The sequence below is a fragment of the Neobacillus nitrireducens genome (assembly GCF_030915405.1).
Taxonomy (GTDB): Bacteria; Bacillota; Bacilli; order Bacillales; family Cytobacillaceae; genus Neobacillus.
On record NZ_CP133262.1, the window covers coordinates 354,552 to 381,418 of the forward strand.

Below are 26,867 nucleotides of genomic sequence, written 5' to 3' on the forward strand. Positions count from 1 at the left end.
CTAGAGTGGTAGAGGAGTGACATTAATGATAACATTAACAGGTCAAAATTTAACATTGAAAGAAATGAAGGAAATTTTATACGGAAATCAGAGGGTAAGTGCTTCAGAAAAGAGTATGGAGGCTGCTAGAAAGAGTCGGGAAGCGGTTGAAAGAATAGTTTCAGAATCAAAAGTAGTCTATGGGATTACAACCGGGTTTGGAAAATTTAGTGATGTCCTTATTAATAAAGATCATGTTCAAGATCTTCAGCTTAATTTAATTCGTTCACATGCTTGCGGTGTAGGTGAACCGTTCCCAGAGGTTGTCGCAAAGGCAATGGTTCTACTTCGCGCTAACGCACTATTAAAAGGCTATTCTGGAATTAGACCTCTGGTTATTGAAAGGTTACTAGATTTAGTAAACAAGGATATTATTCCTGTGATTCCGCAGCAAGGTTCGCTTGGAGCAAGCGGAGATTTGGCACCGCTTTCACACTTGGCGTTAGTGCTAATCGGGGAAGGAGAAGTATTTTATAAAGGAAATCGATTGGATTCAATGGAAGCCTTACAGGAAGAAGGGATTTTCCCAGTAACACTTGAGGCAAAGGAAGGCCTTGCCCTTATCAATGGAACCCAAGCAATGACTGCAATGGGAGTTGTCGGTTATCTAGAAGCAGAACAGCTCGCATACCAAAGTGAGTTAATTTCTTCTATGACCATTGAAGGATTACAAGGGATTATTGATGCCTTTGCTGAAGAGGTTCATATCGCAAGGGGGTATCAACAGCAAATTGATACCGCCGCACGAATCCGAGGTTACCTAAGCGATAGTTTATTGACGACGACACAGGGGGAATTGAGAGTACAGGATGCTTATTCTCTCCGCTGTATCCCGCAAGTTCATGGTGCCACATGGCAAACACTTGATTATGTTAAAGAAAAATTAGAAATTGAGATGAATGCAGCAACAGATAATCCACTAATTTTTGATGACGGTGAAAAAGTCATTTCGGGTGGGAACTTCCATGGGCAGCCCATTGCTTTTGCTATGGATTTTATGAAAATTGCTGTTGCGGAAATGGCAAATATATCTGAAAGACGAATTGAACGGTTAATCAATCCACAGTTAAATGATTTACCGCCATTTTTAAGCCCTGAACCAGGACTACAATCTGGTGCTATGATCATGCAATATGTTGCCGCCTCTCTTGTATCAGAAAACAAAACGCTGGCACATCCAGCAAGTGTAGATTCGATTCCTTCTTCGGCGAATCAAGAGGATCATGTCAGCATGGGAACAATCGGTTCAAGGCATGCTCATCAAATTATTCAGAATACAAGAAGAGTCCTCGCCATTGAGTTTATTTGTGCGATGCAGGCAGTTGAATACCGTGGAGTTGAAAAAATGGCTAGCCAAACCAAGCGACTTTATGAGAAAGGAAGAGAACTTGTTCCGTCCATTAAAAAGGACCGCATTTTTTCAAAAGATATTGAGAGATCTGCAGAAGGTCTAAAAACTATGAATCTGTCAAGATTACTTGAGCAAGTCGACTGTGTAAAGTAAATTTTACCAGCTAAATTTAATAGAAAAGAAGAAGACCTACTAACCAACTTTAATAATAAAAAAAGAGGTGTTATATGCAAAATACGGCACTTAAAGCCCAAGAAACAGTCCATGAACACGAGTTTGGCGAGCACTTAGAAAGAAAGCTTAAAACACGGCATCTTACCATGATTGCTATCGGGGGAACAATTGGAACAGGTTTATTTTTAGCAAGTGGAACCACGATTCATGATGCTGGGCCTGGTGGAGCATTAGCTGCCTATATCATTGCAGGAATAATGGTGTATTTTATCATGGGTAGCTTAGGCGAAATGGCAGCATTTATTCCGATTTCAGGTTCCTTTAGTACTTATACCTCAAGGTTTGTCGACCCTGCATTGGGTTTTGCTGTTGGCTGGAACTATTGGTACAATAATGCGATTATATTTGCTTTGGAATTATCAGCATCGGCATTAATCATGAAATTTTGGTTTCCGGATGTCCCAGGTATTATTTGGAGCGCAAGTTTCCTGGTAATCATTTTTGGTCTAAACTTTTTATCCGTTAAGGGGTATGGTGAATCAGAATTCTGGTTTTCATTGATTAAAGTTGCAACAATTATATTATTTATTGTTGTTGGGTTATTAATGATCTTTGGAATTTTGAAGGGCCATAGTGGCGGATTTGAAAATTTCACAAAAGGAGAAGCTCCATTTAAAGGCGGCTTGTTATCCATATTTAGTGTATTTATGGTGGTTGGATTTGCCTTTCAAGGCACGGAGCTCGTCGGGATTACAGCCGGTGAAAGTGAAAATCCTGCGAAAAATTTACCTAAGGCAGTAAAGCAGATATTTTGGAGAATATTATTGTTTTATGTTTTAGCGATTTTTATTATTGGATGTTTAATCAGCTATGCCGACCCAAAATTATTAAGCGCTGATTTAGAGAATATTGCTGTGAGTCCGTTTACTTTAGTATTTGAAAATGCAGGTCTTGCTTTTGCGGCAGCTGCCATGAATGCGGTAATCCTTACCTCAGTTTTGTCAGCTGGGAATTCCACTTTATACGCCGCTTCGCGTGTCCTTTGGGTATTGGCGGAAGAAGGAAAAGCTCCGTCATTCTTGAAAAAATTAAATAAAGGTGGTGTTCCGATTTACGCATTATATGCGTCAACCCTTGTTGGAATGCTGTGCTTCCTTACCTCCCTTTTTGGTGATGGAGCTGTTTATTCTTGGCTATTGAATGCTGCTGGCTTAGCTGGTTATATCTCTTGGTTAAGTATTTCGGTGACACATTATCGATTCCGTAAAGCTTTTGTTGCACAAGGAAAAGATTTCAAAGACCTGCCCTATAAAGCAAAGTGGTTTCCATTTGGGCCAATTTTGGCGACTGTATTATGTTTAATCGCAATGCTTGGAACAAACTACGGGGCATTTATTGGCTCAAAGGTTGACTGGTATGGTATATTGGTTTCTTATATTGGACTACCTTTATTCCTAATAGGTTATTTAGGCTATAAAAGTGTTAACAAAACAAAAATAGTGCCATTAAAAGAGGCCGATTTCCGAAGAGATTAAGTATATATGAATCATCTTTTAGCAAAAACAGTGGATTTCACAAAAAGAAATCCACTGTTTTTTTATACCCAAAATAGATAATCATTTTAGGATTTACACAGTTCAAGAAAGAGGATCTCCTGGAACGAATATTCAAAAAGAAGACATATATGTAAAATAATATTTTATTTTTTTGGGATATAATGGTTTACAAAATTATCAACAAACAAAATGAAACCAAGGGGGAAGGAAATGAATGAGGTTGAAGAATGGTACGATACAAAATACGATGAGTGGAAAAGACTTGAGAGACATAAAATAGAATTCGATATAACCAAAAAGTACCTAGATGAATATTTACAAGGAGATCATTTGGAAGTATTTGATATTGGTGGCGGACCAGGAAGATATTCTTTGTACCTGGCAGAAAAAGGACATAAGGTGTCTTTATTGGATTTATCTAAACAAAATATTGTTGTTGCTAAAGAGAAATCCTTAGAAAGAGGAATTACATTAGAATCATATATTCACGGAAACGCATTGGAATTAGAGAATTTTAACAGGACATTTGATGTTATTCTACTTATGGGACCTTTATATCACTTAACTAAGGAGTCTGATAGAAGAATCGCTGTAGAAGGCGCATTAAGATTATTAAAGCCTAATGGCATTATTGTTACGGCGTTTATCTCTAACTATGCACCATTACAAAATTATTTATCAGATGTTTCTCCAATCGATTCCGTTAGTGAAATCCTGGAGTATTTAGAAAGTGAAAAAAACAAAACATTAGAAGGTTTTACAACAGCTTACTTTACGGATTTTAAAGAAGCTAAAAACTTCATGAAAAGCTTCGAGTTAACAGAATTAGTATTTGCTGGAGTTGAAAATGTTTTACGTTGTAAAGAAAAAGAGATTAACTCGTTAGAAGAAAGCGAATATAAAAAGTGGTTAGAAATAGGATATCACTTAAGTAGAGATGAAAATGTCATCGGGACTAGTCAACACTTTTTATACATTGGACGTAAATAGGTGTTGCTTTGCCTATTTTTATCTAGTGAATGTCAACCTATGGGATTCAAAGGGTGATTAGATGCTAGGAGGAAAATTCTGAATATCTAATACGGAATGGGCATTATAAAAGTGGAAATCACAAGGGGGAATTCAGATGAATATCGTTCAGAAAGCAATTAATTTTGCATCAATAGCCCATCGAAATCAGACGAGGAAAGCAACAGAAATTCCATATATCACTCATCCTTTTGCCGTGGGGATGCTTTTGCAAAAGGAGAGGTGTTCGGATTCCGTCATCGCTGCGGGTATTCTTCATGATACGCTCGAAGATACCGATACAAATTATGACACATTAGTAGAGAATTTTGGAGAGCATATTGCGAGTTTGGTCAGAGTTGCTTCAGAACAAGATAAAACTCTCCCTTGGCACGTAAGAAAACAGCATACCATTGATATGTTAAAAGATTTATCTTTAGAAGAAATACAAGTCATCACAGCTGATAAATTACATAATCTGCAGTCCATTAGCGCGGACCTTGAAACCATTGGTGACAAGGTTTGGGAGCGCCTTAACCAGGGAGTGACAGATCAGCATTGGTATTATGCCAGTATTGTGAAAGAATTAGCACCTAGAAAAAAAGAATTTACACTGATACGGGAGCTGGAGTTGGAAGTAGTCCAATTGTTTGGGACACTTAAATTCCCTTCGAATGATGATCCTAACAGATCATGAATTAATTTAGATACAAGAAGTAGACACATATAATATAATTAATGGCATGTAAGACCTACTCTAAAGCAGGAGAATGCCAATTAATGAAAAAATACGAAAATCAACTACCGACAACGATGACCATGGGATGGAAATCGATGATCAGCATGCTGAGAGATTCTCTCACACGAGCTGCGAATCGGAGACCTAAGGCTGTAATCGAGGCGGAAACATTCCTGCCAGCTGAGACAATCTCAATCTCTGATGCCCCTCGGGTCACCTGGTTTGGCCACTCGGCTTTTTTTCTCGAAATAGAGGGCAAGAGGCTTTTATTTGATCCCATGTTTGGTTCTCGTCCTTCACCTGTTTCGTGGGCAGGTACCAAGCGATACATGAGTAATCTTTCTGTGCATCTTGAGGATTTTCCGACACTCGATGCAATTATTATTTCCCACGATCATTATGATCATCTAGATTACCAATCCATTTGTAAATTAAAGGATAAAGCATCGCGTTTTTTTGTACCGCTCGGTGTTCGTCAGCGTTTGATCAAATGGGGCGTTCCTTCAGAAAGGATTACCGAACATGCTTGGTGGGAAGAGGTGGAATTCAAAGGACTCACACTTGCTTGTACACCGGCAAGACATTTCTCGGGCAGGGGATTATTTGACCGTGATTCTACCATGTGGTGCTCATGGGTCATTGCAGGCAAGGGGACGAAGGTATTCTTCAGTGGAGACAGCGGATATGGTCCTCACTTTAAAGAAATTGGCCAAAAATATGGTCCGTTTGATTTAACGCTGTTAGAATGCGGGCAATACGACGAGCGGTGGTCCAGTATTCATATGATGCCGGAAGAGACGGTACAGGCTCATCTGGATCTTGGCGGGCAGTTGTTAATTCCCGTTCATTGGGGTGCGTTTACACTTGCCTTTCATGCGTGGACAGATCCAGTAGAAAGAGTAACGGAAGCTGCATTAAATCACCAGGTTCGTATTTCAACACCTAAAATAGGGGAGACAGTCGTGATTACTTCAGAAGACTTTCCGACCAGTCTATGGTGGAGAGGATTATAAAGTAAACTTCTTGCATGAAAAATATACCTTCTGGAAAAATTATATGAAAGAAAGGAAGGTGAATTATGTGCCAGATGTTTTGAAGGCTATTAAAAATGTAGTGCAATCGTTGCTAGACGAAGAGCCCAAATCACCTTTACATGTTGGTGAAGTGATGGCTTACTGGTTATTCTTAGCTTTATGCGCGGAAACACAGGTACAGACGGAAGCTGGAATTAATAGCACGACCGACCCTGAATTGAGAAAAGCGCTTCATGAAGCAGTCGAGATGTTCAAATCGCAGAAAGAGCAGCTCACAGCATTTTTGCGGTTAGAAGGAGTACCCTTACCACCTACAAGTGAATCGAAACCTATCTCAGATCCAAATAGTGTCCCGTTTGGCGTCAAGTTAACGGATAAAGAACTTGCAAACAGCCTGAAGAAAAAAATATCAATGGCGATAACAAACTGTGCAAATGCATCAGCTCAAATTATTCGTAACGATGTTGGTATAATGTGGGGCAAATTTTTGCAGGAACATATAACCTTTTTAATAACTTTTAAATCACAAATGCGAAAACGAGGATGGCTTAATGTGCCACCGCCGTATCATCCAGCAGGTTCACCGAATTCAGGAAGGTGAGAAATGTGTCAGACGTATTAGAAGCTGTTAAAAATGTTTTGCAATCTTTGATGGACGATGAGGCCAAACCACCCTTACATGTTGGTGAGGTTATGTCTTTCTGGTCATTCCTTTCTGAGGTGGCGGGGGAACAAGTACATTCAGAAGCAGGGATTAATAGTACAACGGACCCCGAATTGAGGAAAGCTTTTCATGCCGCCGTAAAAATGTTCAAATCTCAGATAGAACGACTCTCAGCATTTATGAGAATAGAAGGAGTCCCTTTACCACCTTTAAGTGAATCTAAGCCAATCTCCGATCCAAATATGGTACCGTTCGGCGTCAAGTTGACGGATGATGAACTTGCAAACAGCATTGGTATAAAAATATATCTAGGTATTTCATATTGTGCTAACGCCATAATTGAGTCGATACGCACCGATGTTGGTTTATTATGGGTTGAATTTTTACAGGAATACATGACATTTGGAGTAACCATAAAAACACTAATGAAAAGAAGAGGATGGCTTAAAGTGCCGCCTTACTATTTTCCACCCGGTTCACCCAGTCAATGGCAGAATGAAAGCAATCAAAATATATAAATGTTCTGAAACTAGTATGGACCCAAGTCTATTACTTGTTCATCTGAGGGGTACCTTCTAGAAGATACGGCTGTCTTAAAGAGGCAGCTTTTTCTTGTTGTGGAGACACCTATGTTTGAATGGAGAAAATAATCAAATTTATATAAATGGAAAAAGAAGCCCTTTTAAAAAATTCTTGCACATTTTTGAATCATTCAGCATATAGTAACTTCTGTGAGAAATTTTTCTAGGAAGGAAGTATGAACAATGAATAACATTCAATTCAAAACATCAAAGGAAAACGACTGTAAAAATGGAGGGAATGGATATAAAATTGTTGAGATCAATGTCTCGGATCCAAATGAAAATTTATTTGCTGTAGTGACACCTATTAAAAAACAATAAGAGAGAGAATCTCTTTAATTATTGAAAGATCCTTTTTTTAATACATAGAAAGATAGTTTCCATTACTAGTCCACTATGATATTTAAAAGAAGTGAAACGAAATTCAGATGCAAAGGTTTAGGAGTTAAAAATTATATACCATGATAATAATTAATAGTAAATGTCAGGTTAAGAAAGTTGTCTATGCATTAAGACAGTCCTCTTATTCCGATTAGGGTTTTTTTAGGCTCTGTTATAGCTGAATGTTGATTTTATTGTGTTTGAAAAATAAGCGGAAAAATTCCGTTTAAATTGGGAAATACCCATATTTCCTTAAAAATAAACGGAGTTTTTCCGGTAATATGATCCAAATCTTTGGATTTTGTCATATTTTGACCAGTTAAGCGGAAAATATCCGCTTATATCTGCTTCCTAAGCTACCTCTATATACATTAGCCGGAAATTCTCCGCCTATGAATTCTCTTATCCTACGAAAATTAACAATGAATAATAAGAGAGCCTTTTATAAAATGAACAAAGCCAATATTCATCATATTTGCCTTGTTCAAACGTGTATATATAATGTTCAAGAGTTATTTTAACTAGTTTTGCGATTAGAGAAGTTTTATTACAGTAGTTGTTTGCGGTTGAAGCTATTGCATCATGATCTCAAGGTTAACCTCGGGTTATTAATACATTAACGATTAACAGTTTATTATTTGGTGTGTAAATACTCTAAATAAATATATAACTTTACTCAAAGAGCAAGCTTAACCCCTATAAACACTATCACATGTTCCCGCTTTTGGTTCATAAAAACAATGTTCCTTAAATTGACCAGAATGAGGTTGACCGTACCATGTTGGAGGACATGGAGCATGTGGGTTAAAATACCATAGTGCATATTTCGCCGGGTGAACTCTCCAACTATTCAAATTTTGTTTTGCTAATCTTTTTTCAGATGTTCTTGCTCTTTGATAAAAGACATTTCCTTTTTGAACAGCTTCAAAAGAATAATTTCCTCCTTGTACTTGAAATATTACATCATGAATAGTGTTTATATCCTTGAAGTCTAAACAAGTTGCTGCACACCGATTCACTATTACATTTCCAACATATAACATTCCTTGTTTTCCTTCACCTTCGGCTTCTGCTCTCATCATCCTTGCCATTTCGTCTACTTCATAACTTCGATAATTTACTCTTGGCATTTTATCACCCCAAAAATATAGTATGAAAAAAAGCCAACATTCATGTCATTGTTTATATAATAAGAATGCTTAGTTTCAATAGCATCCAGTTTTTAAATAAAATTAATACTATTGAATTAATGCACCGTTTTAATATCTATAGGTAAGAATTTGATGTAATCTCCTTCTTTCCCCTGCTCCATCCCAAACGTGCGACTTTTACTGTATTAGGCGTTCCATTTTATACTTTTAGACTAAAACAATTAAATTACAAACTTTACGAAATTGATTTAGCTTCTTCCGTTTAATGGAAAAAATGTTCCTATATCGTTTAATCGTCTTTTCTCTAGAGCATAAATTAATCTATGGACATTTTGTTGTACAATTACAAGATTGCTAAATTCATCTTTCCTTCCATTCGGGAGGGTGAATAATTACCACTACAACTATAAGAAATCCTAACCCTTATTATTAACATAAAATTGATGGGCGAGCGTTTAATCCAATACTTTACAATTGACAAAATGAACTGTAACGTTTAAATTTACAGTATAGAAACTGTAATGTTTTTTATTACATTTAAAAGTGAATAGAACAAAAAACACCTAAGGAGTGTGTAGAAGTATGGTGACTCTATATACCACACCAAGCTGTGGTTCTTGCCGAAAAGCAAAAGCTTGGCTTGAGGAACATCAAATCGACTATATGGAAAGAAACATCTTATCTAATCCGCTCACTGTCGATGAAATTAAATCAATTCTTCGCATGACAGAAGAAGGGACTAGCGAAATTATTTCCACGAATTCAAAGGCGTTCCAAGAATTAAACGTAAATATTGAATCTCTTCCGCTTAATGAATTGTACAAATTAATAATCGAGCATCCCAAAATGGTGCGCCGGCCAATTATCCTAGACGAAAAAAGATTACAGGTTGGCTATAACGAGGACGAAATTCGTAGTTTTCTGCCACGTAGAATTCGCTCATATTTGTACACCGAATTACAAAAAAAGGCAAATTAAGGGGCAGGTCTATACAGAAATTTTAATAGGAGGAAAAAAGGATGATTGAAGTATTTGTGAAAGTAAATTTTAATAATCAAAACTACCATACTAACGTGATTGTGAAAAAAGATATAACTTGGGAAAAAATTAAACGAATAGCAGAAGAACAGGTCAAAAAACAATGGGGCATATAAATCGAACCTGCTTACCATGAACCACTAAGCTGAAGTCTTGACTAACTTAACTGTAATGTACAGTACGTTATTAAGTTTTATAAAAATGCTGACCATAAATGTATTAGTAAATATAGATGAAAAGTTGTCTTAGGAGGCAAGCTCATGAATAGTGATTTTACCCTTGCCATTCATAGTTTAACTTTTCTTGCGTTACAGACGGACTGCATGTCAACTAGTGAGGCCATCTCTGAAAGTGCTGGCGTCCATCCGGTACGTATACGAAAAGTGCTAAGTTTGTTAAAAAAACATGGATTTATTAAATCAAAAGAGGGAACAGGCGGCGGATTTATTTTTGCCCTAGATCTAAGTGAAGTGAATCTTTGGGATATCTATAGGATAACATCAGAAGGTGCACTAAAGCCCAAGTGTCCAGAATCCAATGAAAAATGTATTGTTGGAGCGAATATGGAAAGAATTCTATGTAGCATTTTCTTTGGTGTGGAAGAACATATGGGAGAATATTTAAAGGAGTATACAATCAAAGAAGTTGTTAATCTTGTAAATAAGCGGCAATAAACAGGTTTATGGTTGTTGATTTCTATATGTAAAATGTAATGAAAAAAGTTACAGTTAAACCTCATATCCTATCCGGATCAAACTTAAAATAATTCAAGAAGGTGAAAAATTTGTTCTCAAATAATAATGCTCTATTAAAAACAGGTGATTGGATTAAGGCGGAATCATGGGATGGCGAATTAATAATCGGTTATATTGAAGCACTATCTAGTTTAGAAGGAGTATTGAAGGTAAAGGTAGTTACAAGTGACAATAACCAAACGGTTGGCAAAACCATACCGATTATAAGCCAACAGGTTAAAAAACTGCCTGTTTCAAATGTAACCAATAAAGCACAAATTGAATTTCTCCTAGACTTGGCATTATTAACAGGGGATAAGGAATGGTTTTTTGCGCTTTCCTTGGAATTAAACGCCATGAAGCAGCTTGTTAACGGAGTCCATAGCGAACAGTGATCATCACTGTTCGCATTAAAGAGTGCTTTGAAATTCTTTTACTATATTATTAAAGAAGACGGAGGGAAATACCCATTCCCAAGAAGTCACATCCCAAATGACTCTACACCGTTTTCTATATATATTGTGTTATCTAAACCAGTTTGGTTTTTCAGATATTCAAATACATTTTTTGCTATGCTTCTGACCGTCACGCTTAGCCCCAAGTTATCAAACACGCGTGCGTAGCAGCGGATGATTAACGTATCATTTTCTATGAATAAATGATAATAGATGGTTTCTTTCTGTATTTTCGAATAACCGTGGATAAATAGATATTCATCTGTTGGTTCTATTCCTTTTACGAATAGTTCCTTTTGAACGATTCGTTTTATTTCCCCCAATTGATTCTCTGTTAAATTTATTCTCATTCCATTTCACCACCTCATTTGAGTATTTCATACGCTGAATCTGAACCTAAATGCATTATCTGTGAACAGTCTGAACGTTAAATTCTATGGAAGAAACAGTGACTCCATTCCGATTGTATCAGATTTCAACTATTCGTTTCTTTTTAGTACTCCTAAAGCCCGCTGTGGAACAGGCTAATGATGTGAACGGGTCATTTTCACTATATTAATTGTAATGATTTTCTACTAATTTTTTCCGAATGGAATAGAGAAATAAAAACATTAGAAGAGGTATGATATTGCTAATTAGTTCTATAATAATAGATGGATTTGGATGATCAATTGTTATAAAGATTCCACCATCTGAACTCCCTGACATCCCATTAAAAATTCCGTAACAAACATTTAATCCCCAATGTATGCCTGTATCTGCCCAAATCGACTTTGTGTGATAAAAAGCATATGTTAACGATAAACCCAAAACGAGAGAAAAAAATGTATTCGATAAACTGAATTCCTCATTCCAACAATCATCTAGTGCATAGATAAAGATAGAAATAATAAAAATCCATTTTCTATTTATTTTATCCTTCAAATGACCAAATATATAACCTCTAACAATAATGTCGTTTAAAAATGAACCGATAAAAAATGCAAAAAAAACAAAGAAGAAAGAAATAAAGGATTCGGTAAAATTTTTCACTCCAACAATTTCAAACCCATTTAAAAAATAGACAATAACATACTTAATTAACCAAAAAGAGAAACCGATGCTAAATCCTACTTTCAAATTTTTCTTCCATTTTGGATGAAAGGCAATACCTATACTTTTATAGTCATTTAACTTTGTTCTTTTTAAGATTAGTTTCAAAAGCGGAAAAAATAAGATAACTAGCAACAATTGGAAGACAATATTAGTTGTTTTTGCTATAAAGACATTTAAATAGATATCCAGTAAAACAAATCCTACTATTACAATGAAATAATAATAATTTCTCTTCTGTAAAATTATATCCATAGTACAATCTCGCAAGCTCATTCCTCCTTTAATTTAACAACACATGTATAAATGGTGTTGGATAACCAACACATCTGTCATTTCTGATTATTGAACTGAAATGGAATCAATTATAAAATCTAAAATATAATAAACAACAAGTTGTTCATTATTGAATCGAAAAATGAAGGAGGTTAAATTATGTTCAAAAACAAACTGGTATTACTTTCACCGATTATCGTATTGGCAATTATTTTTATTTTTTCTCTAACATTATTTCCATCAGTCCAGCCACAACCCAAAAATCTGCCTATTGCCATCGTAAATGAGGATGAGGGAGTACAAATTCCTAATCAACCAGAAATGAATATGGGTAAAACCATCGTTGAAACAATGGAAAAAAATTCAAAAGCAACAACAGGTGAAGATCCTCCTGTAAAATGGGTGGAAGTAAAAAGTTCAGCGGACGTATTAAAAGGGTTAGATCATCAAAAATATTATGCTGCATTGGTGATTCCGAAAGATTTTAGTGCGAAGCAAGCATCGTTACGGACACCAGCACCATCTTCACCTGAAGTTCAAATCTATATCAATCAGGGAATGAATACAGCAGCTTCAACAATGGCAGGACAAATGTTGAATGGGATAATTGACAATATGAACATCAATGTTCGTACACAACTGCTAGATGGATTTGAAAAGCAAGGAGCAACACTAACGGCAAAACAAGCTGCAAGTCTAGCAACACCTATAACAAAAAAGGTTACAAATGTGAATGAAATTGGTACAAATAGCGCAAACGGAAATGCACCTGTTTCCTTATTCCAACCACTTTGGATGGGTAGTTTAGCGAGTGCCACTATTATTTTTATCACTGTTAGTAAAATATCCATTACGAATCGAAAAGAGAACTTTTTTGCAAAGCTGGGACAAATTTTCATCGGTGCGATTGTTTCCCTTGTCACCGGATTTGGTTTAACACTTCTAGCAGACGAGATGTTAGGATTTCATATTCCACAGTTTACGGATACAGCTTTATTCCTAACGATTACCTCTTTTAGCTTTTTCTTAATGATTTCAGCGGTGCTTTCGTGGTTGGGGATTAGAAGTATCGCTATTTTTGCCTTATTACTTTTCTTTGGGGCACCTCTATTGGCACTAGCACCTGAAATGATGTCTTCGTTTTATCGAGATTGGATTTACTCTTGGTTGCCGATGCGATTTATGATACAAGAGCTTCGAGAGTTATTGTTCTTCGGGAATGGATTATCTTGGAATTCGCATGTATCTAGTTTAGTATGGATTGGATTAGCAAGTACAGTAATTATACTTGCTTCTGCCTTGAAACCTAGTTCAACAAAAAACAAAACACAAAACGAAAACAACAAAACCGTTGGCCAAAGCTATTAATATGAGTAAAAAAAAACACCAGCTCTTTGGAGTTGGTGTTATTTTCATGTGCGCCCAGTACAAACTAAAAAATAGTGACCGTAAATGGTGCGGCCGCGCTCGGTTACCCTCTAGGTGCAAGCGGTTGTCAAAAACAATCACTCAATCTAATCCCCCGATATTTTGCTTCATTTGATGTAATCCTTTTTGCTTTATAAAATGTAGGGCAATTTGTAAAGTTAGAGGGATTGGAAAAATATCGAAAATAGCAAGGGTTTCTACCCTTGCTATTTTGCTTTTAATGGATAATTCTTCGGATTGCGTATGACGAAGAAGTTTGCAAACCAATTCCGCCTTCTCGTATCGATTTTTTTGTAGGTATGAGAATTCATAGGCGGAAAATTTCCGTCTAATGTTTATAGAGGAAGCTAAGAAGCAGATATAAGCGGAGATATTCCGGGTAACTCTTCTAAATAAGACATTATCTAAAGGTTTGGATCATATAAGCGGAAAAACTTCCCTTATTTTTAAGGAAATATGGGTATTTCCCAATTTAGCCGGATTTTCTCCGTTTATTTATTAAACAAAGTGAAATCAACATTCAGTTATAGCAGCAACAAAGAAAGACCACCAAATTACCATACATTTTGAAGGTCATTTTGCATTACATTTTTAGTGTTTTGCAATCGTTAACGGAACCCCTTGCATATGTCGATATTTCTGTATGGTTCCTCCATCTTATACCAAAATCCCTTCAATAGTATTATGGTTATAAATATCATGCCCACAAGGTTAATGTCCCTGAATCCAATTAAGGATTTCGGATTTTTTTATATACTCATAAATAAAAGATGGATATCAATCCTGTGCATTATGAAAGGGTTCACGGAAATGAGCACAAACTTCCGGTTTTTCTCATGTTTTTTATTGTGAATATTAGATTTATTCAGTATATTTAATGTAATATTAGGGGAGTGAGGGAGGTATAATGAATCCATCCTATTTTTATTTAAAACTAGAAACACATCAATTACATATGTCTTATAAAAATGAAAGACGGCGCGTGCGTGTTTTATTGCCGAAAAATTATGATAAAGATGAGGCTAAAAATTATCCAGTTGTTTATATGCATGATGGACAAAATGTTTTCTACAGTAGTGAAGCTTATAGCGGGTATTCATGGAAAGTTATTCCGGCAATTAAACAAAACCCTGATTTACCGAAGATGATTGTTGTCGGGATAGATAACGCTGGACAAGATCGAATGAATGAATATACGCCTTGGAAAATTACTGAAAGCCCACTTCCTGAAGATATTGAACTAGGCGGAAGAGGAGCGGAGTTTGCTGAGTTTGTCATGAAAATCGTGAAGCCGTTTATTGATACACATTACCGAACTAAATCGGATAAATTTCATACAGCTGTGATTGGCAGTTCACTTGGAGGAAATATTTCGGCTTATATGGGGATTGAATATAAAGATCAAATTGGTGGTTTAGGCATTTTTTCTTTAGCCAATTGGATTACAAATAAATCCTTTGATAGTTATATTGCTAGAAAAGAGTTGGATCCTGAACAACGCGTGTACATTCAAGTGGGGACTCAGGAAGGCGATGATGCCGATCGACAATTGATGTATGGTAGTATGAAGCAGGCATATATTGATTGCTCGCTTAAGTATTATCAACAACTGATAAAAGGCTCTGTTCCAATTGATAGCATTCGTTTAAACATTTTTGCGGATGAAGAACATAATGAAAAAGCTTGGGCAAAACACTTGCCAGAATGTTTACGTTTCTTAAGTGAAAAGTGGTCTTGAATAAACTGAATAATTATATTGGACTGAACTTGATATGAGAGGAATCTATTACTTTTTTTGAATGTTTTTGAAGCTTAGATTGAATATCAATTGAAAAAATTGCACCTTAGTCGTGAAAATAATGAGTCTTTTGACTCTGAGGAAGGAGCTTTTTTTATGAATTATATTTTGATTTCACCCTATTATCCAGGTAATTTTCAGCCATTTGCTCATCGTTTAAAAGACGCAGGTGTCAATGTTTTAGGAATTGGCGAAGAGCCATATGACCAATTAGGTTCCGAATTACAAGACTCTTTAACAGAATATTATCGTGTGAATAATTTAGAAGATGTAGACGAAATGAAACGTGCTGTTGCATTTTTATTTTATAAACATGGTTCAATTGATCGCATTGAATCCAATAACGAATACTGGTTAGAACTTGATGCACAGTTACGTGAGCAATTTAACGTGTACGGCAATAAAATGAATGACTTGAAAAAAGTGAAGTATAAATCTGAAATGAAGAAGCTGTTTAAAGAAGCAGATGTGCCTGTTGTAGAAGGAAGAATCGTTAGAACAAAAAAGGAGTTAGCTAAAGCCATTGATGAATTAGGACTGCCAGTTATCGCTAAACCGGATAATGGAGTTGGATCAGCTGCAACATTTAAATTAAGTTCAGAAGAGGATGTACACCATTTTGAAAAAGAGTGGGGAGAAGCGCAAGTGTACTTCTTAGAACCATATGTCGAAGGCGGTGTGCTTTGTACATTTGATGGTTTAGTGGATCAGAAAGGGAACATTGTTTTCCAAACAAGCTTTACATATAATGTGCCAACTCTGGAACTTGTTAATGGTCAGTTGGATTTAGCTTATGTGATTCAAAAAGAAATTGATCCAAAGCTCGAAACCTATGGAAAGGCGATTGTGAAAGCTTTTGGTATGAAAGAACGCTTTTTCCATATTGAGTTTTTTAAATTAGAAAATGGGGATTATGTTGCACTTGAATACAATAATCGCTTGGCTGGCGGCTACACGATTGATATGTACAATTTCGCGTACTCCATTGATTTATTTGCACAATATGCTTCACTTGTGACAGGAGGAGAATTTAAGGAATCTGATGCCGAAAACCAGTTTTGTGTCGGTATAACACAGCGTGATGCGTATGAGTATAAACATGATACGTATGCTATTTATGAACGATTTGGCGACCGTGTGAAGTTTGAACGACGCATTCCAGATGCGTTTGCGGAACTCCAAGGAAATCAATTTTATGCGATTAATGCAGATTCGCATGAAGAAGTGGATGACATTATCCGTTTTGTACATGAACGAAAATATTCGGAAAAGGAGATTGTTCTATGCATATAGAACAGTTAAACCATTGGAGTGGCGAATTAGGACGTGAAATGCGGTTGAACAGATATGGACACAGTGGCATGCCAATCGTAGTTTTTCCTTCATCTGGAGGGACGCATACCGAATACTATGATTTTGGAATGATTGATGTGTGTCATGACTTTATTGAATCCGGAAAAGTTCAATTTTTTACATTGGCAAGTATAGATAGCGAAAGTTGGCTGCACAACTCCAAATCGGCGCATGACCGTGCATTAGCCCACGCGGCATATGACCGTTATGTGATTTCAGAAGCTATTCCATTTATTAAACATAAAACTGGTTGGTTTGATCCAATGATGACAACAGGTTGTAGTATGGGGGCCTATCACGCGTTGAACTTTTTCTTGAGACATCCAGATGTCTTCCAAACAACCGTTGCACTTAGCGGTGTTTATGATGTGCGTTTCTTTTTTGGGGATTACGGAAATGATCCGCTTGTATATGAAAATTCACCGAGTGATTACATATGGAATCAAAATGACGGCTGGTTTATTGATCGATATCGATCAGCAGATATCATTATTTGTACCGGGCTGGGTGATTGGGAACAGGATGGGCTGCCTTCATACTATACATTAAAAGAAGCATTTGAAGAAAAGCAAATTCCAGCATTGTTTGATGAGTGGGGCGAAGATGTTTTCCATGATTGGATTTGGTGGCGACGCCAAATGCCGTATTATTTAGGCAAATTACTAAAATAAAATGTTAAAAAACATCAGTACGGTTAAGGTACTGGTGTTTTTTGATAGGGGATATGTATAAAGGTGATCGAAGTTAAAAGCTCCCCATTTAAAAAGGAGAGCTTACTTTGTTTTCTTTACTAATTTGTCGGGATGATTGTTTAGTAGCTTTTATGAAATCACTAAAACAAAGCATTAGTTCGAACATTAGAAGAATTAAGACTACCCAAACGCCTACGTTTAAAATTGTGTCAATCACAATGGAACCAATGAATAAATGGGTATGGATTAGAGATGTAAATGTATAAAACATGGCAAAAGTAAACACTCTACTCCACTGCGTAACATCATAAATAAAGATTGCCTTTTTGAAGCCATAGTGTTGAATCCGTTTAAAAAGTCTGTTGATTTCAATAGACTCAACTGTAATGAAAATAATTAGGGCTGCTCTCCATATCAATCTTATGGTATCAATACTAATGAGGCCTGTGACTAAGCAGGCAATCCCGGAAATAGATAAAGCCCCATGTAAAATACAATTCGTATTGTTCCAATCTCTTTCAATTGACCAAGAACTTTGTATGTATCTATAGATAATTAAGAAAACACAAACAAGATAAAAACAAAACCCTATGAGTAGTAAGGATAGGTTAATGATGACCGGAAAGTCTTTGAAAACATTGTTAAGTAAAAGGACGATCGATTGTGTGCTGACAGTAGTAAGAAGAAGAATCCCATGGACATTCCGATAGGATTTTGTCCGAGAAATTTCTAGAAAGGTTTTTACACTGATCCCAATATATATAATCCACAGAACAATATTAATAACCGCAATAATGACCGAAATAAATCCCCATTGGAAAAATTGTTTATAAAATAAAATGCCATTAATAGATGTACCAGCAACCCATGTACCAATCCCAAAACGATTAATTAGATTGGAATAATGGATGTCTTTAAATTTTCCATCCAATCTGGCGATTATAAAAGAGAGAATATAGGCAAACCAAAGGGATAGGTTAATAATGCTTAGAATTTTTCCGAAAATGTGTTGGAAGAACTGAATTCCAAAATAGTTTAATAGAACACCCTGTGTAACAATCCCCAATGTCATAACCACGGCCATGGTTGAAGTTCTAATATAAAGTTTTTTAAAAGTGAAAAATAAAATAATACAAACCATAAGGAAAATCAATATCAATATATAAACCACGTTTATCACCGTTGTTATAGTAGTATCTAACAAGTATACCATCAAAATATCCTGAGGTCTGCACATTTGATCAGGCTTGATTTTGATTGTGATCAATATTTGTTTTAATGCCCATTTTTATGGTGTTATACTTGTAATAGGTTGAGTTTTTTATAAATGAGGGATGACAATGGTTAAAAAAGGGAAACGAGTGGAATATGAACTTAATCCAAACGGTATTAAATCTGTTCCAGACAATGAAATTAAAACTATTCTGCGGGGTGCAGATGAATTAATCATGAGTGGCGGCCGAGCTATGCTTGCTAAAATCCTTGCAGGCTCGAAAGATAAAAAGTTATTAGAGCTAGAATTGGACTACAGCCCCGTATACGGGGCGTTTAAGGGGATTTCTCAAAATGAGATCCTTTCAAAAATAGACTGGCTGATTCTTCATCATTATTTAGCCATTGAGTATAATGGCAGACTCCCTATGCTAGTCTATACCGATAAAGGTTGGGACATTGAGCGCGAGACCTTTGCAGATGAATTATTGAAAAAGCTTATTGAAGCTGCCGAAAATAGCAGATATGAATTTGTTGAAACATTAAAAGACCGGGACCGCGGCTTGATACACCTTTTATTAGAGAAAATTTCAGATTTAGGCAATAAAGAATTAATCATAATCCTGGATGCGTGGCAAACGATTGAATTTAAAAAAGTTAAGACAAAAATTCAAGAAGTTATCGAAAAATTAGAGAAAGTAGAAGAAAAGCCCATAAGAGAAGACCAAGAAGTAATCTCTTTTTCTGCAAATAAACAATGGCTTTCAATTCCTGAAAATATACGTAGACAATTAGAACAAAATGTTTGGTGCAGTTATTGTTGTGATGTTGTGAAGATTGAAAGCTATATAGTCAAAGAATTTTCAACTGGAATAGTATTGGAAGGAAAATGTCAAAAGTGTGGTAACGACGTAGCAAGAGTTATTGACTAAAATAACTAAATATTCACCGTTTAAGAAAAAAGTGTCAGATACCTTCCAACAATTGGAGGGTGCATGGCGCTTTTTGTTTTGAATGTAATAACCTGTTCATCTTCCATTCATAAAGCGATTATATACTAGGGATGTCAAAAAGAGAGAGAGTGGAGGAATAAAGATGAACATTGCATTTAAAGAAATGAAGAAAAATAAAATGAGGTTTGTCATTTTGGGTTCAATCGTTTTTCTCGTTAGTTTATTAACGTTTATTATATCTGGTTTGGCCAATGGATTATCACAAGACAATGCAGCATTAATTAAAGATTTACCAAACGGACAATTCTATATGACCAAAGATGCAGAGGAAACGTACAATCTCTCTAGGATAGATAATAGTACCCAAGATAAATTGTTACAAAAACAAAAAGATGCTGCAGCATTTTCTATTCAAATGGGATTTTTAAATGATAGCGGTGGGAAACAACGCAGTGTTGCCTTTGTGACATCGACCGATTCAAAGTATTTTCAACATGTTAAAAAAGGGGAGATTGTACTCGATCGCTCCCTGGAAGATGCGGGTATTAAAATTGGTGATGCCTTAACGAATAATCAATTCAATAATAAGTTTATTGTCAAAGGTTTTGTGGACCAGAGTAAATATAGCCATGCACCTGTCGCTTACATTAGTATGGACGATTATAAAGGAATGTACCGAGTTAATGAAATGCAATTGATTTTCGTACCAGGAGGGGATTCACCACAAGTAGCAGAGGGCTTAGAATCCTTTTCGAAAAAACAGTTCCTTAATACCATTTCAAGTTATAAAGCGGAACAGATGTCCTTAAATATGATCGTTTGGTTTTTAGTTGTCATCAGCGGTATGTTGTTTGCTATCTTTTTCTACATGATGAACGTTCAAAAAATGGGTCTCTACGGAATTCTAAAAGCAATTGGTTTAAAAACAAGTGCGTTGTTCAAAATGATGTGGACACAGATGGTTTTTATTACCGTCATTGCGATTGGTCTGTCAGTTGCACTTAGTCAAGTTTTTAATATGATCGCACCTAAAGGAATGCCTTTTCACTTACCACCTGAGACGACCGTACAATTATCCATCGTCTTCTTAATTATTGGATTTATTGGCGCTACGCTTTCTGGTATGCAAATAAAAAAAGTTGAACCATTACAAGCGATCCAACAAGGAGAGGTTTAATATGACCATATTTTCAATTGATGAAGTTAGAAAAACCTTTACGAATGGTGACATAAAGGAAGAAATACTAAAAGGAATTAATCTAACTCTTGAAGAGGGAGAAGTAACAGCTTTAGTAGGTGCCTCCGGCTCCGGTAAAAGTACACTCCTTACCATTGCTGCAGGACTTCAATCCGCATCAAATGGTCAAGTTGTATTCGATGGGAATAATATGACTACCATGAATTCAGAACAAGTTCGAAATATACGGGCTAGTCAATTTGGCTTCGTCTTCCAATTTGCCCATCTCGTTCCTTTTCTCACCGTAGAAGAGCAGCTACTGTTAATGTTAGATGTATCTGAGTCTAAACTAAAGAAACGTGAACAAAAGAAGGAAATAGATAAAATCCTAAAATTAGTCGAAATGGATCATCGGAAAAATGCCTATCCAGCGTCGTTATCCGGGGGAGAAAAACAGCGGGTTGCGATTGCTCGTGCCATTATTCACCAACCTAAAGTGCTGTTTGCAGATGAACCTACTGCAAGTTTAGATTCAAAAAGGTCAAAAGATGTGATGAGGTTAATCCGAGAATTAACTAAAACTTTAAACATCACAACACTAATGGTCACCCATGATGAGGAAATGCTTTCCTATGCTGACCATATCATTAAAATGAGCGATGGCATGGTTTTGCAGAATGAAGCATGAAATTTAATAGTAAATAGAAAAAAGTGTCAGGCACCATCCGGAAAATTGGATGGTGTCAGGCACTTTTTCTGTTAAACCATGTTAATCATTAGTGATCATAACTTTTATCGCTTGTTCCTTTGATGCATTTGCAAATACATTGTATGCTTCCAAAATATCATTTAGCTTGAAGCGGTGCGTAACTAGTTTTTTAGGTTCTATTTTGTTGGCTGCAACCGATTTTAATAACATTGGCGTTGAATTTGTACTTACAAGTCCTGTTGTTAAAGTAATGTTTTGAATCCATAGTTTTTCTAAATGAAGCTCTACGCTTTTCCCGTGAACCCCAACGTTGGCAATATTCCCTCCAGGCTTGACGACTTCCTGGCAGATATCAAAGGTGGCTGGAATACCCACTGCTTCAATGACGACGTCTACACCTTTTCCTTCTGTTAGTTCCATTATTCTCTGTACAGCTCTTCCATCAGCACTGTTGACTAATTCTGTAGCACCAAATTTTCTGGCTATATCTAGGCGATTACTATCGAGATCCACCATAATAATTTCAGATGGAGAGTAAAATTGAGACGTTAACAAAGCGGATAAGCCTACTGGACCAGCTCCGATAATTGCGATGGTATCACCAGGTTTCACACGTCCATTAAGTACGCCAATTTCAAAACCTGTTGGAAGGATATCACTTAACATAACCATGGCTTCCTCATCACTTCCAGGAGGTATTGGATACAGACTTGTATCCGCATGAGGAATCCGAACAAATTCAGCTTGTGTTCCGTCTATCGTATGACCAAGAATCCAACCGCCATCTTCACAATGAGCATATAAGCCCTTTTTACAATTTGGACACTTACCACACGAGGTTATGCATGAAATCAACACTTTGTCACCTAGTTTGAAGTTTTGTACTCCCGGCCCTATTTCCTCAATGATTCCAATACCTTCATGACCTAAAATACTTCCAACAGCAACGGTAGGTACGTCCCCTTTCAAAATATGTAGATCCGTGCCGCAGATAGTAGTTTTTAATACCTTAATAATAGCATCTGTAGATTTTTGGACGGTTGGCTTTGGAGCATCAGCCCATTCTTTGTTTCCAGGTCCGCGATAAATGAGAGCTTTCATTGTGGCTTGAGTCGTTTCAACTTTTTCTTCAACTACTTCGTAACTCATTTTAACCCCTCCATTTGAATAATAGAGTTCCTCTAGGCAATCCGCTATTAAAATGATTTTCCCAACATCCCCATGTCGGTAATATGTTAAACCATCAAAATGTAAGCCCTTACAAAATCCTCCTTTCTAAAATTCCTACACATCTATTATAGTTCATAGATGGTTTTGAAAAATCTGATAATTTTGTCAATTTTGTTACAAAACCTTCTTGGGGTCAATGGAAGTAGAAAAGCACTGCTTGTGATAAAAAACGAACCTTACCTTCCTAAGGTATGTTTCAAAGCAGCATGGAGAAAATATTTAAAAACTAAATGTAATAGAATAATATGTATACAATGACAAGTGATTTTTCCAAATTGAATTCACGCCATCATAAGATTCTTAAAAAAGTAAGAGTTTTTAAGGTAGATATTGAAGCTTTGCATACTTGAAAGGGACATGGAATCGTACCCTGTCCCTGGCTTTCGTCATCTAACTCGACAAGATTATTATGTTTTTTTGAAGTGCTTGATAATAGGTCTGCATTTTTAAAAGCAAAAAGCAATCGCACCGATAATGATTAATAAAATAAACAACACGATAATAATAATAAAATTTTCACATCCACGAACATTAACACAATGTCCCTGATCAGGATAGGCATATCCGTAAGACATTGCAGGCTGGGGAATAGCATTTGAGTAGTCAGTAAGTTGTGGGATTGCGTTATTATACATTCTAACACGACCTTTCAATTGTATTGAGAGTAATTAGGCCAATACCCTATATAATATACTCAGAGATAAAATTGGAGCCCGTATATATAAAATTTTAGAGGGAGTACCGTCATCATCCAAATTCCGAGATTTATAAAATGAAAAAGAAAAAAATGTAGATAATTCACATAAAATGGAGAACGAAAAATGTTAAAAACTTTGAAGGAACGGGGAATGTTTATAATAGAAGAAAAATCAAATGCATCTCAGATGAATATTGTTACAAAATCGGTTGTTAAAAAACTTCTTAAAGCCGAACAATACTCTAATGGGGGAATGTATAATGAAAATTCTTAAACCTGAATGGCTTTCATTAAGCACAGAAATAAAAGTGAAGCTGATTCGTTTAGCGGTATTGGAAAACCAAAGAAGATACTCATAATAGTTAAGAAAACATTAGATGGATGACAGTTTGTTTAATTTAAATTATGGATTAGAGTGGAAATTATTGATATGGAGTTCTTTTTTGTTGACTTCATAAACTGTAAATAATAAAATTACATTAATCTTCTTGAGGAGGAAGCATCCAAGTGAATAGTGATTTTACGATAGCCGTCCATAGTTTAGTTTATCTAGCATATTTACCAGATCATATGGCTAGCAGTGAGTCAATCGCTACCAATGTTTGTACCAATTCGGCGCGTATTCGCAAGATCATGAGCTGTTTGCGCAATCAAGGGTTTGTTCGGACGAAAGAAGGGATTGGCGGTGGCTATATTCTCGACTGTAACTCTCAAGAGGTTTCATTGGCAGATATTTATCGTACCGTTTCACGCGGAAGCCTGAAACCGAATTGGTGCACAGGTGATCCGGAGCAAAAATGTATTATATCGTCAAATACACAGGTTGTTATGGATCAAATATTCAATGATGCTGAATTGTATTTTGAAAAATATTTAGAGAATATTACCCTCAGTTCGGTTCTAGAAAAAATTAAACATTGTCCATAATTTAGTTTTTTCTTTTCTTTATACTGTATATTATTTTATTACAGTATATTGCGATATGGATGATAAACTTTTTTCATCAAAACCAAACTGTAACTTTTTTTATAACATTTAAGGAGTGTAGATGACGATGGCCAATAAGTATCAATTTGAATATGGAGATTGGGTCCAGGGGAAGTCCAGGGATGGTGAACTAATTCATGGATATGTTGAAACCGTTGACTCCATTCAAGAACTTGTAAAAGTAAACGTGGTCGAATGTGATAATGAAAAAGCGATTGGCAAGTCGATTTGGCTCCATCATAAATCGGCTGAAAAGTTGCTGGATCTAACAGTTAATGAGGAAAGTCAGCTATTACCATTAATCGATTTGGCTCTACAATCAAATGATGAGCATTGGTTCATGGAATTATCAACGAAATTAGCAGCTATTAAAAAAATATCAAAAGTGAAAAACATGAAACATGAATTTCTAATTAGTGGAAATAGAATGAAGAATTTTGATGTAAAAAGGTAATTTTCAACTTTCCGTCTGAGAGAACATTAAAGCTTTTTTAATATAAAAATGAATTGGAGGAATATATAATGGCTATTTCACACGTAACAGATACAACGTTTGCTACAGAAATCAAAGAAGGATTGGTTTTGGTAGATTTTTGGGCTCCTTGGTGCGGCCCTTGTAAAATGATTGCACCTGTGTTGGAGGAAATCGATGCTGAAATGAGCGATAAAGTGGGGATTATCAAACTGAATGTTGATGAGAACCCGGAAACAACCCAATCATTTGGTGTCATGAGTATTCCAACGTTGATTCTTTACAAAGACGGTGTTGAAGTAGATAAGGTGATTGGCTTCCAACCAAAAGATGCGTTAACAGAATTAATATTAAAGCACTCTTAATCTGAAGGAATTTGCTTTGATTGAAACGGTAAACTATAGAATGAAGTTGTCAGTGGGCAGAGAAAAATTTTGCCTACTTTACCTAATGAACTAGGCGGAGGAATAAAGACATGTTAAATGAAAACTATGCACCCTTATTTGAGCCCTATACGATAAGAAAGGGGATCCAATTAAAAAACCGTATTGTCATGGCACCGATGACAAATTGGTCATCCCATCCGGACGGGAACGTCACAGATGCGGAGGTCAAGTACTATCAACGACGTTCCAATGGTGTTGGAATGGTCATAACCGCATGTACCAATGTGACCAGGAATGGAAAAGGATTTCATGGCGAATTTGCTGGAGACCGTGATGAGATGATACCAAGTTTGCGTCGTGTGGCATCAGCGATTAAAGAGAATGGGGCAAAAGCGATTTTGCAAATCTTCCATGGCGGACGACAAGTTCCACCTGAATTAGTAGATGGTGATGTGGTAAGTGCTAGTGCAGTGCCTATGGAAGGTGAAGGGAAAACCGTTCCCCGGGCATTGACTGAAACAGAGATCGAATCGATTATTCGTGATTTTGGAGAGACCACACGACGAGCCATTGAAGCAGGTTATGACGGTGTTGAAGTACATGGTGCCAATGGGTACCTGATTCAGCAATTCTTTTCCCCTCATTCTAATCGCCGGAATGATCGCTGGGGTGGCACGCTTGAGAAACGACTTACTTTTCCGTTGGCGCTTGTTGATGAAGTCAAGAGAGTGGTAGCTGAATATGCGAAGGAGCCTTTCTTGGTAGGTTATCGTTTTTCCCCTGAGGAAGCTGAAACACCTGGTATCACCATGGCTGACACACTAGTATTAATAGATGCACTTGCAGAAAAAGACCTTGATTATCTCCATGTTTCATTGCAGGATTTCAGGTCTACGCCAAGAAGAGGAGTGGAGGATACACGTTCACGACTTGAAGTCATTCAAGAGCGCGTAGGTGACCGGGTTCCAGTTATCGGTGTCGGTTCCATTTATTCAGCTAATGATGCCTTAGAAGCACTGGAAACTGGAGTCCCATTAATTGCATTGGGGCGTGAATTGATTATTGATCCTGAGTGGGTACAAAAAGTAGAACAAGGTAGAGAATCTGAAATTGTCACCAAAATAAACAAGAATCATCAGCATGAACTGGAAATACCTGATCCCCTTTGGCAGGTAATTATTAATAGGCCAGGGTGGTTTCCGGGAATAGAATAGATCGGTTAAATACTTTAACAAGATAGAAACTCCCTCCGATAAAAGAGGGAGTTTCTATTTATTAGTGTTCACTTTTGGAGTATAAACAATTAAAAAATACTTAAAAAGACACACGAAATCGTCAATGATGTCGTATGTCTTTTTTGTATATATATATCTGTTGAATTATTTTAAGTAACATCCTTTGACAAAAAGTTTCTTGAGTGGATTGGGACTGAGCGGAATAACCAATAATAATATAGTAGAAAACAATATTAATTTATTGTAAAACGATAAATCGTGTGAT

The 26,867-nt window shown here is 36.3% G+C and carries 30 protein-coding genes; 24 read left to right on the forward strand and 6 right to left on the reverse strand.

What is annotated here, in order from left to right; translation table 11 throughout:
- Positions 1-25 precede the first annotated feature (25 nt).
- The 8 genes from hutH to RCG22_RS01650 all read left to right on the forward strand — a co-directional run bounded on the left by hutH (position 26) and on the right by RCG22_RS01650 (position 7,467).
- On the forward strand, positions 26-1,543 hold the full coding sequence (gene hutH, locus RCG22_RS01615) for a histidine ammonia-lyase (protein ID WP_308105437.1): 1,518 nt from the start codon (positions 26-28) through the stop codon (positions 1,541-1,543).
- Between the two features lie 74 nt (positions 1,544-1,617).
- Positions 1,618-3,099 (forward strand): amino acid permease, encoded by a 1,482-nt coding sequence (locus tag RCG22_RS01620; protein WP_308105438.1) that lies wholly within the window; start codon positions 1,618-1,620, stop codon positions 3,097-3,099.
- A 231-nt stretch (positions 3,100-3,330) separates the two neighbouring features.
- A complete protein-coding gene (locus tag RCG22_RS01625) occupies positions 3,331-4,110 on the forward strand; it encodes a class I SAM-dependent methyltransferase (protein ID WP_308105439.1) in 780 nt (259 codons plus the stop codon).
- A 136-nt stretch (positions 4,111-4,246) separates the two neighbouring features.
- A complete protein-coding gene (locus tag RCG22_RS01630) occupies positions 4,247-4,825 on the forward strand; it encodes an HD domain-containing protein (protein ID WP_308105440.1) in 579 nt (192 codons plus the stop codon).
- 83 nt (positions 4,826-4,908) lie between these two features.
- Complete coding sequence (locus tag RCG22_RS01635; protein WP_308105441.1) at positions 4,909-5,880, forward strand: MBL fold metallo-hydrolase; 972 nt, start codon at positions 4,909-4,911, stop codon at positions 5,878-5,880.
- A gap of 43 nt (positions 5,881-5,923) precedes the next feature.
- Entirely contained in the window at positions 5,924-6,502 is a 579-nt protein-coding gene (locus tag RCG22_RS01640; RefSeq protein ID WP_308105442.1) for a DUF3231 family protein, read from the forward strand.
- A 5-nt stretch (positions 6,503-6,507) separates the two neighbouring features.
- Positions 6,508-7,083, forward strand: a complete 576-nt coding sequence (locus RCG22_RS01645; RefSeq protein ID WP_308105443.1) for a DUF3231 family protein — start codon at positions 6,508-6,510, stop codon at positions 7,081-7,083.
- A gap of 246 nt (positions 7,084-7,329) precedes the next feature.
- The gene (locus RCG22_RS01650; protein WP_166260235.1) at positions 7,330-7,467 is read left to right on the forward strand and encodes a hypothetical protein; all 138 of its coding nucleotides are present in this window, start codon (positions 7,330-7,332) and stop codon (positions 7,465-7,467) included.
- Between the two features lie 749 nt (positions 7,468-8,216).
- Here the strand turns inward: RCG22_RS01650 and RCG22_RS01655 are convergent.
- Positions 8,217-8,657, reverse strand: a complete 441-nt coding sequence (locus RCG22_RS01655) for a cell wall hydrolase (RefSeq protein WP_308105444.1) — start codon at positions 8,655-8,657, stop codon at positions 8,217-8,219.
- A 603-nt stretch (positions 8,658-9,260) separates the two neighbouring features.
- Here RCG22_RS01655 and spxA point away from each other — a divergent pair.
- From spxA to RCG22_RS01675, 4 genes are all read left to right on the forward strand, one after another.
- Positions 9,261-9,656 (forward strand): transcriptional regulator SpxA, encoded by a 396-nt coding sequence (gene spxA / locus RCG22_RS01660; RefSeq protein WP_166260241.1) that lies wholly within the window; start codon positions 9,261-9,263, stop codon positions 9,654-9,656.
- A gap of 41 nt (positions 9,657-9,697) precedes the next feature.
- Positions 9,698-9,832 carry a BA3454 family stress response protein gene (locus RCG22_RS01665; protein WP_098259852.1) on the forward strand — a complete coding sequence of 45 codons (135 nt, stop codon included), beginning with the start codon at positions 9,698-9,700 and terminating at the stop codon, positions 9,830-9,832.
- Between the two features lie 144 nt (positions 9,833-9,976).
- Entirely contained in the window at positions 9,977-10,390 is a 414-nt protein-coding gene (locus RCG22_RS01670) for an RrF2 family transcriptional regulator (protein WP_308105445.1), read from the forward strand.
- 110 nt (positions 10,391-10,500) lie between these two features.
- Positions 10,501-10,845 carry an IDEAL domain-containing protein gene (locus RCG22_RS01675; protein WP_308105446.1) on the forward strand — a complete coding sequence of 115 codons (345 nt, stop codon included), beginning with the start codon at positions 10,501-10,503 and terminating at the stop codon, positions 10,843-10,845.
- A gap of 86 nt (positions 10,846-10,931) precedes the next feature.
- On the opposite strand, the gene RCG22_RS01680 is transcribed toward RCG22_RS01675, so the two are convergent.
- Both RCG22_RS01680 and RCG22_RS01685 read right to left on the reverse strand, forming a co-directional pair.
- Positions 10,932-11,255, reverse strand: a complete 324-nt coding sequence (locus RCG22_RS01680; RefSeq protein WP_308105447.1) for a hypothetical protein — start codon at positions 11,253-11,255, stop codon at positions 10,932-10,934.
- Positions 11,256-11,460: 205 nt separating this feature from the next.
- On the reverse strand, positions 11,461-12,273 hold the full coding sequence (locus tag RCG22_RS01685; RefSeq protein ID WP_308105448.1) for a CPBP family intramembrane glutamic endopeptidase: 813 nt from the start codon (positions 12,271-12,273) through the stop codon (positions 11,461-11,463).
- 159 nt (positions 12,274-12,432) lie between these two features.
- Between RCG22_RS01685 and RCG22_RS01690 the strand changes: the two genes are divergently transcribed.
- The 4 genes from RCG22_RS01690 (at position 12,433) to RCG22_RS01705 (ending at position 17,523) form a co-directional block, all read left to right on the forward strand.
- A complete protein-coding gene (locus tag RCG22_RS01690; RefSeq protein ID WP_308105449.1) occupies positions 12,433-13,641 on the forward strand; it encodes a YhgE/Pip domain-containing protein in 1,209 nt (402 codons plus the stop codon).
- A gap of 967 nt (positions 13,642-14,608) precedes the next feature.
- Positions 14,609-15,439 (forward strand): alpha/beta hydrolase, encoded by an 831-nt coding sequence (locus tag RCG22_RS01695; RefSeq protein WP_308105450.1) that lies wholly within the window; start codon positions 14,609-14,611, stop codon positions 15,437-15,439.
- Between the two features lie 156 nt (positions 15,440-15,595).
- Complete coding sequence (locus tag RCG22_RS01700; protein ID WP_308105451.1) at positions 15,596-16,792, forward strand: ATP-grasp domain-containing protein; 1,197 nt, start codon at positions 15,596-15,598, stop codon at positions 16,790-16,792.
- The gene (locus tag RCG22_RS01705; RefSeq protein WP_308105452.1) at positions 16,783-17,523 is read left to right on the forward strand and encodes an esterase family protein; all 741 of its coding nucleotides are present in this window, start codon (positions 16,783-16,785) and stop codon (positions 17,521-17,523) included. Before RCG22_RS01700 ends, RCG22_RS01705 begins: the two co-directional genes overlap by 10 nt.
- A gap of 88 nt (positions 17,524-17,611) precedes the next feature.
- Here RCG22_RS01705 and RCG22_RS01710 read toward each other — a convergent pair whose 3' ends face one another.
- Complete coding sequence (locus RCG22_RS01710; protein ID WP_308105453.1) at positions 17,612-18,685, reverse strand: SLAC1 family transporter; 1,074 nt, start codon at positions 18,683-18,685, stop codon at positions 17,612-17,614.
- A 193-nt stretch (positions 18,686-18,878) separates the two neighbouring features.
- Here RCG22_RS01710 and RCG22_RS01715 point away from each other — a divergent pair, with 193 nt between their 5' ends.
- From RCG22_RS01715 to RCG22_RS01725, 3 genes are all read left to right on the forward strand, one after another.
- Complete coding sequence (locus tag RCG22_RS01715) at positions 18,879-19,688, forward strand: RQC-minor-1 family DNA-binding protein (RefSeq protein WP_308105454.1); 810 nt, start codon at positions 18,879-18,881, stop codon at positions 19,686-19,688.
- Between the two features lie 163 nt (positions 19,689-19,851).
- Positions 19,852-20,886: an ABC transporter permease gene (locus tag RCG22_RS01720; protein WP_308105455.1), complete on the forward strand. Its 1,035-nt coding sequence runs from the start codon at positions 19,852-19,854 to the stop codon at positions 20,884-20,886.
- 1 nt (position 20,887) lies between these two features.
- Positions 20,888-21,574 (forward strand): ABC transporter ATP-binding protein, encoded by a 687-nt coding sequence (locus RCG22_RS01725; RefSeq protein ID WP_308105456.1) that lies wholly within the window; start codon positions 20,888-20,890, stop codon positions 21,572-21,574.
- A gap of 81 nt (positions 21,575-21,655) precedes the next feature.
- Here the strand turns inward: RCG22_RS01725 and RCG22_RS01730 are convergent, their stop codons facing one another.
- Together RCG22_RS01730 and RCG22_RS01735 are read right to left on the reverse strand one after the other, a co-directional pair.
- Positions 21,656-22,696: a zinc-dependent alcohol dehydrogenase family protein gene (locus tag RCG22_RS01730; protein ID WP_308107062.1), complete on the reverse strand. Its 1,041-nt coding sequence runs from the start codon at positions 22,694-22,696 to the stop codon at positions 21,656-21,658.
- Between the two features lie 575 nt (positions 22,697-23,271).
- On the reverse strand, positions 23,272-23,460 hold the full coding sequence (locus RCG22_RS01735; RefSeq protein ID WP_308105457.1) for a YjcZ family sporulation protein: 189 nt from the start codon (positions 23,458-23,460) through the stop codon (positions 23,272-23,274).
- 186 nt (positions 23,461-23,646) lie between these two features.
- On the opposite strand from RCG22_RS01735, the gene RCG22_RS01740 reads away from it, so the two are divergent.
- From RCG22_RS01740 to RCG22_RS01760, 5 genes are all read left to right on the forward strand, one after another.
- Entirely contained in the window at positions 23,647-23,796 is a 150-nt protein-coding gene (locus RCG22_RS01740) for a hypothetical protein (RefSeq protein WP_308105458.1), read from the forward strand.
- Between the two features lie 233 nt (positions 23,797-24,029).
- On the forward strand, positions 24,030-24,449 hold the full coding sequence (locus RCG22_RS01745) for an RrF2 family transcriptional regulator (protein ID WP_308105459.1): 420 nt from the start codon (positions 24,030-24,032) through the stop codon (positions 24,447-24,449).
- Between the two features lie 127 nt (positions 24,450-24,576).
- A complete protein-coding gene (locus RCG22_RS01750) occupies positions 24,577-24,963 on the forward strand; it encodes an IDEAL domain-containing protein (RefSeq protein WP_308105460.1) in 387 nt (128 codons plus the stop codon).
- A 68-nt stretch (positions 24,964-25,031) separates the two neighbouring features.
- Complete coding sequence (trxA, locus tag RCG22_RS01755) at positions 25,032-25,346, forward strand: thioredoxin (RefSeq protein ID WP_308105461.1); 315 nt, start codon at positions 25,032-25,034, stop codon at positions 25,344-25,346.
- 110 nt (positions 25,347-25,456) lie between these two features.
- Entirely contained in the window at positions 25,457-26,581 is a 1,125-nt protein-coding gene (locus tag RCG22_RS01760; protein ID WP_308105462.1) for an NADH-dependent flavin oxidoreductase, read from the forward strand.
- Positions 26,582-26,867 lie beyond the last annotated feature (286 nt).